Below are 5,906 nucleotides of genomic sequence, written 5' to 3' on the forward strand. Positions count from 1 at the left end.
CCCGCACCCCTTCCCGCCCCCTCCACGCCGCCCCGCACGCGACCGCCCATCCGGCGGGCCGGTCGGACGCCGCCGGGCCGCCGCCGCACGCCGAGCGTGCCGGGCTCCCGGATGGAGCGGTCCAAACGGCCGCCGAGCCGCCCGCCGACCAGGTCGCGGACCAGGCCACCGACCAGGCCACCGACCAGGTCGCCGACGCCGCAGAGGCCGCGGAAACCGCCGAAGGCGTCGTCGTCGCCGAGGAGACCGACGCCGTCGTCGAACCGCCCGAAGGCACCGAGGACGACGCCCCCGAGGACGCCCGGGCCGGCGGCATGTTCCGGTCCCTGCGGACCCGGAACTACCGCCTGTACGCCATGGGCCAGGTCGTCTCCAACACCGGCACCTGGATGCAGCGCGTCGCGCAGGACTGGCTCGTCCTCGACCTCGCCCACAACAACGGCACCGCGCTCGGCATCACCACCGGCCTGCAGTTCCTGCCGCTCCTGCTGTTCGGCCTGTGGGGCGGAGTGATCGCCGACCGCTACCCCAAGCGCCGCGTCCTGATGCTGACGCAGGTGTCGATGGGCGCGCTCGCGCTGGTCCTCGGCGTCCTCACCGTGACCGGCCAGGCCCAGGTCTGGCACGTGTACCTGCTGGCGTTCGGTCTCGGCCTCGCCACCGTCGTCGACAACCCGACCCGCCAGTCGTTCGTGGTCGAGATGGTCGGCAAGCGCGACCTGCCGAACGCGATCGCGCTGAACAGCGCCACCTTCAACGGCGCCCGGCTGCTCGGCCCCGCCGTCGCCGGCGTGCTGATCGCCGTGATCGGCACCGGCCCGGTGTTCCTGGTGAACGCCGCCTCGTTCGGCGCCGTCCTGCTCGGCCTGTACGCGATGCGCGAGAGCGAGCTGCACGACTCCGGCACCGTCAAGCGCGCCAAGGGCCAGCTCCGCGAGGGGCTGCGGTACGTCCGGGGCCGCCGCGACCTGGTCCTCGTCCTGGTGATGGTCGGGTTCGTCGCGACGTTCGGCATGAACTTCCAGATGACGACCGCGCTGGTCGCCAAGGAGGTCTTCCACAGCGGCGCGTCCTCGTTCGGCCTCGCGTCCAGCATGCTGGCGCTCGGCGCGCTGACCGGCGCGCTGCTCGCCGCCCGCCGCTCGACCAGGCCCCGGCTGCGGCTGATGCTCCTCGCCGCGGTCGTGTTCGGCGTGATGGAGACCGCCGCGGGGCTCGCCCCCACGTACTGGTCGTTCCTGGTGCTGCTCGTCCCCGCCGGGATCGCGCTGATGACCTTCACCACGTCGGCGAACGCGACGATGCAGCTCGGCGTCCAGCCCGAGATGCGCGGCCGCGTGATGGGCCTCTACATGTTCGTCTTCATGGGCACCAACCCGCTCGGCGCGCCCACCGTCGGCTGGATGGCCGAGCACTTCGGGCCCCGGCTCAGCATCGTGCTCGGCGGCCTGATCTCGATGGCCACCGCGATCGTCGTCGCGGCGCTGGCGGCGCCGCGCGGCTCGATCCGGCCCGCGCTGGCCCGGCTGGCGCGCGTCCCGGCCGCAGGCCGCTGACGTCCCGGGCCACGGGCAGCTGACGTCCAGGCCGCGGGCGGCTGACGTTCCGGCTGCGGGCCGCCGACGTTCCAGGCCGCCGCCCCGCCGCCCCGACGGCGCCGGGGCGGCGGGCCCCAACCGGCGCCGATGGCGCAGCGCAACCGCGTGACAACAGGTGCCGTCTGCTGAAAAGCTGAAGCGGTGGCTCAACGGACGTTCCCATGAGGCTCTTCGTGGCGCTCGTACCGCCACCGGACATCCTGGACGAGCTCGAGGAGGCCGTCCTTCCGCACAAGGACGACGTCCCCGAGCTGAAATGGGTCCGGCGGGAGCTGCTCCACGTCACGCTGGCCTTCCTCGGCGAATGCGACGACCGCACCGTCGACCGGCTCCTGCCCCGGCTGGAACGCGCCGCGCGGCGGCACGAGCGGATGACGCTGTCGCTCGCCGGCGGCGGCGCGTTCCCGAGCAACGGCGCGCACGCCCGCGTCCTGTGGACGGGCCTGTACGGCGACCGGCGCGGCCTGGCCCGGCTCGCGGCGTCCGTCGCCGCCGCCGGGCGCCGCGCCGGCACCCCGCCCGACAAGCACCGCTCGTTCCGGCCGCACATGACCCTCGCCCGGTCCCGGCAGCCGACCGACGTGCGGCCGCTGATGGAGGCGCTGTCGGCGTTCGCGACCGGATCGTGGACCGCCGACGCCGTCCAGCTGATGTGCAGCCACCTGCCCGGCAAGCAGTACGACCAGCTGACCTACGAGCCGCTGAAGACGTGGTCGCTGCGCTACAGCTCCGGCGGGGGAGGCGCGGGCCGGTCGGCGTCCGGCGGGCCCCAGGGGACGCCGTAGCGCTCGCAGGCGCGCCGCAGCTCGTCCAGGTCGGGCGGGAACGTCACCTGCCGCAGGACGCGCCCTGACGGCCCCCAGACGACCAGCCGCGGCAGCCGCTCGGTCGACTCGTCGATCCCGACGCCGCCGATGCGGTCGCGGGCGAGGTCCCACTCGACCCGGCCGCGCCGCGTCACGACGGCCAGCCCGGCGGACGTCACGCGCAGCTGCGAGCGGTTCCGGTCGTACAGCCAGTAGCCCGCGAGGCCGATCAGCAGCCCGGCGGGCACCGACCAGCTCGCCGTCGTGCCGAACCCGCCGAGGTCCGGGCCGAGCCACACCGCGCCGATCAGCGCGACCGCCTCGCACAGCAGGACGCTCATCCCGTACGTGCCGACGCGGGAGCGGCGCGTGGCGTCCAGCAGCGCCCCCGGCGCGGTCACGGGACTCGGCGGCTCCGGCGCCGTGAACGCGAAGTCCGGCTCGCCGGGAAGCCCGTCCGACGCCCGCGACGCGTCCCGCGCGCCCTCCGGCCCCTCGGACCTCTCGGACGCCGCGCCCGGCGCGGACAGCGGCGCCGTCGCCCGGGTCTCCGGCTCCGGCGCCGTCAGCGTCGACATCGCCGAATGGAACGCCGCGCTGAGGTAGGCGTCGTACTCCGCGTCGTTCACCGGAAGGCCCGCCTTCCGCGCCGACTCGCGCAGATCCGTGCGGGAGATCCGCAGTGCCGACAGCGGCGCCGCGAAGAACTCGTCGCCGTCGCTGTCGTACAGCCGCACCCACGCGTGCCCCGCGATCGTGAGCAACTCGATGCCGCCGATCCGGTCCTCCGGCATCTTCAGCACCACGTCACCGGCCGCGTCCGCCCAGCCGAGCCCGCCGTCCGCGACGACCAGCCGGCCGCCCGGGACCTGCGCGAAGATGTCCGGCAGCCCCTCCAGGCCGTACTCGGGACGGCGCGGCGGCCGCGCCCCCGGCGTGATCACGTGGTAGCCGTGGTCGTCGAGCGCGTGCGCGAGCTGGAAACCGTCCAGGCCGTGCGCCGGAAGCCGCGCGACCAGCTCCAGCCGGTGCCCGAACGCCAGCGCCGCCAGCTCCGCCCGGCGCGGCTCCCCGCTCAGCGGATCCAGCCGCAGCCCCGGGCCCACGACCACCGCCGCGACCTTCCCGGACGGCAGGTCCTGCAGCTGCCGGCGGCCCGGCCGGGCCCGCACCAGCAGCCGCTCCGCGGTGATCGTCCAGCGCACCCGGGCCGCCCGCAGCAGCCGCCGCCGCGCCGCCAGCACCCCGGTGATCGCGGCGAGCGCCCAGCAGCCCGCGGCCAGCCGCGCCTCGAACCCGCCCGCGCCCTGCACCGCGATCCGCACGATCATGACCGCGCCCAGCACGCCGGTGAGCGTGCCGAGCAGCGCGACCCGGCGCCGCCCCGGCAGCGGATCCGGCGTGTCGAGCCGGAACTCCCCGCGCTCCGGCGCCGCGCCCGCCGCCTCGCCCTTCGGACGCGGCGGCTCGTGCACCGCCGCGAGCAGCGCCGCCTCCTGGTCCAGTAGCCGCTTCTCCGCCGCGTGGTCGCGCGGCAGCGGCCCCGGCGCCGAGAACCCCGGACCCGGCACGTCCCCGTCCGGGCCCTGGTGCCGCAGCGCCTCGTCCAGCGCCGGATCGAGCAGGTCGCTCGCCTCGCCGTCCAGCACGTGCATCGGGATGCCGAGCCGGCGCGCCGTCACGAACAGCGCCAGCGGCTCCAGGCCCATCGCCGTCAGCCCGCCGACCGCCGTCCGCCCGAACCGGTGGAACACCGTCAGCATGCCGTCGCCCGTCGTGATGGCCAGCCCGTCGATGCGGTCCCGCTCGTACCGGACCATCGTCAGCCCGCCCTTGCCGACCCGCTCCAGCCCGGCCGCGGACAGCCGCCAGTACGGCCGCGGCCGCCGCCGGCGCGCCTCCGGCGCCGCACCGAGCACCCACGGGAACGCCGACACCGCCGCGATCAGCAGCGCCCACAGCCACACCGGCCGGATCGGCAGCAGCGCCAGCGCCACCGCCAGCAACGCGAACGGGCCCGCCGCCACCGGCCGCCACCTGCCCCCGACCCCCGAGAGCCCGACGAGTTCCGTACTCATTGCATTGCCCTTGGCGTCAGGCCGCTAGACGGCCTTCCTTCAACGGGCACTGCGTGCGATCGCTGCATCGCTCCGGCTCGCCCAGGGGCTCGCTGCGCGATCGAGTTCTCGCAAGCTCGAACTCGGCTTCGCACGCGATCGCAACGCTCGGGTCCGCGCGGGCCGGGGTTCGGACCACTGACGATGGTCCCGGTCACCGGGGGCTTGCGGGGGGAGTCGGCGGAGGGGTTGTCACCCTGGGGCATGCGGCGCCCTCCTTCGGCGGGCAACTGGGCGAACGTGGGGGACGCTTCGGCTCGCTTCGCGTTCGGATTCTCGCAAGCGCGGCGCCGGGTTCGCAGACGTTCGGGGGTTCGCGGAGCAGACCGTGTCCGGACGGTCAGGTCCGGGCCGATCGCTCCCGTCGCGGGGGCCACACGGGTCATCCGCGCCTCCGGAACAGGCCGTAGCCGACGAGGGCGGCGATCGCGAGGGCGACGAACAGGCCCGTCCGGACGCCGCCGGCGTCGCGGTGGCCCTGGTCGGCGTTGTCCTTGCCGGTCTTCTCCGCGGCCTTCGCGGACGCCGGCGGCGAGGCGGACGGCGCGGCCGCGCCCGGCACGGGGACCTTGTAGACGGGCTGGTTCTCGCCTTCGGACCCGGCGAGGAAGTACCTGCCGTCGGGCGTGTAGGTGATCGACTCGCCCTGCGGCTGGAACGGCAGCGACACCGAGCCGAGCGACTTGCCGGGGCTCCCGTCCGGCTTCACGGCGTACATGCGGGCGCCGAAGTAGGTGCGGATGACGCAGGTGCGGCCGTCGGGGGCGAACGCCCCGTCCGTCGCGATCGCGGGCGCCTTGCCGATCTTGTGCATGACGTTGTAGCCGGACGTCCGCAGCCGCTTCGGCGCCTCGTAGACCGCGCCGCCGAACAGCTTGCTGGCGATGTACAGCCGGTTCGTGCGCGGGTTGACCATGAGGGTCTCGGCGTTGCGCGGCCCGTCCGCGTACTTGATCCTGAACGCGGTGGCGCGGATGGTCTGGCTGCGCATCTGCGCCGGCTCGGGGATCCGGTAGACGGTGACGTACGGCCAGGCGCCGCCGAGGTTGTCGCCGATGTCGCCCATGTAGATCGCGGGACGGCCCCGCTCGTCCTTGCCGAGCGCCATCGCCTCCCAGTCCCGTGCGGACGCGCCGCCGAGCGTCAGCACGGCCCGCACCCTCCCGTCCGGGCCCAGCGCGTAGATCTTGGGGACGCCGCCGGAGTCGTTGTGGGTGTAGACGATGCCGGGGTGCGCCGTGCTCGCCGCGAGGCCGCTGGACTCGGTGATCCGCGGGTCCCGGATCGTGAAGGCGGCGGTGTCGCCGGCCGCGGTGCCGGCCGCCGCGGGCGGGGCCCAGCAGGCGGTCGCGGCGGCGCCGAGCGCCACCGCGGCGGCGGCCCCG

At 75.2% G+C, this 5,906-nt stretch carries 4 protein-coding genes; 2 read left to right on the forward strand and 2 right to left on the reverse strand.

What is annotated here, in order from left to right; translation table 11 throughout:
* The first annotated feature begins 314 nt into the window (after positions 1-314).
* Together F9B16_RS48820 and thpR are read left to right on the forward strand one after the other, a co-directional pair.
* Positions 315-1,556, forward strand: a complete 1,242-nt coding sequence (locus F9B16_RS48820; protein ID WP_151547086.1) for an MFS transporter — start codon at positions 315-317, stop codon at positions 1,554-1,556.
* Positions 1,557-1,759: 203 nt separating this feature from the next.
* On the forward strand, positions 1,760-2,383 hold the full coding sequence (thpR, locus tag F9B16_RS48825) for an RNA 2',3'-cyclic phosphodiesterase (protein WP_151547085.1): 624 nt from the start codon (positions 1,760-1,762) through the stop codon (positions 2,381-2,383).
* On the opposite strand, the gene F9B16_RS48830 is transcribed toward thpR, so the two are convergent.
* Positions 2,320-4,482, reverse strand: a complete 2,163-nt coding sequence (locus F9B16_RS48830; protein ID WP_192809378.1) for a hypothetical protein — start codon at positions 4,480-4,482, stop codon at positions 2,320-2,322. The two genes, thpR and F9B16_RS48830, sit on opposite strands and share 64 nt — an antisense overlap.
* Before the next feature lie 421 nt (positions 4,483-4,903).
* A partial coding sequence (locus F9B16_RS48835; protein WP_318839303.1) for a hypothetical protein occupies positions 4,904-5,906 on the reverse strand: 1,003 nt, incomplete at its 5' end.

The organism is Actinomadura montaniterrae (assembly GCF_008923365.1).
Taxonomy (GTDB): Bacteria; Actinomycetota; Actinomycetes; order Streptosporangiales; family Streptosporangiaceae; genus Spirillospora; species Spirillospora montaniterrae.